This window comes from Ruegeria sp. AI2 (assembly GCF_056541275.1).
The window spans coordinates 1-512 of sequence record NZ_JBQFYB010000100.1 but is presented as its reverse complement, the minus strand read 5'-3'; the positions used below and the strand labels follow the sequence as shown (position 1 = coordinate 512).

1 pseudogene is annotated in these 512 nt (G+C 57.4%); it reads left to right on the top strand.

From position 1 onward, the window contains the following. Window positions 1-432 (top strand): annotated as a pseudogene (locus ACR0LL_RS21380) (hypothetical protein); the annotation flags it as partial. Between the last annotated feature and the right edge of the window lie 80 nt (window positions 433-512).

Sequence of the window (512 nt, the reverse complement as noted above, 5' to 3'; positions counted from 1 at the left end):
CACATCTCTGATATCGATCAATACCACCGCGTCGCTTTGCAATGGAGCGGCGCCACAAACCTGCAGATACACGCGCTGGAATTTGAAGCCAGTTACGGCGGAGACGGTCACGTCTGGTCCGGGCAATCGGCGCAGGGTATCGGCAATGTCGTCAATCTGGGCCGAGTCGGCTTTGAGGATGCTCAAAACGTCGAAGTATACTCTTTCCCCGCTGGGCAGAATGACCGATCCGGTTCAATCGCGCTGACCGTCGAGGCCGAGGTAACTGACGCAAATTGTGGTCAGACCCTGAGCGTTCAGTCGCTGGAGCTGCGGTCCGATCGCAGGTTGCGCTCGCGCGATCTGACGCTGAGCTTGCCGGACTGTTCGCACACCGGTGAGTTTCTGGTGTTGAATAATCTGCTCGAAGACCTGACAATCGCTGCAAAGTAATCCGCAGGCAGGCTCGACCTTCTCATGACATTCTTCCGTGCAGCGGTGGCTGCGCTGTTTTCGGTGACATTGGCGGCAGG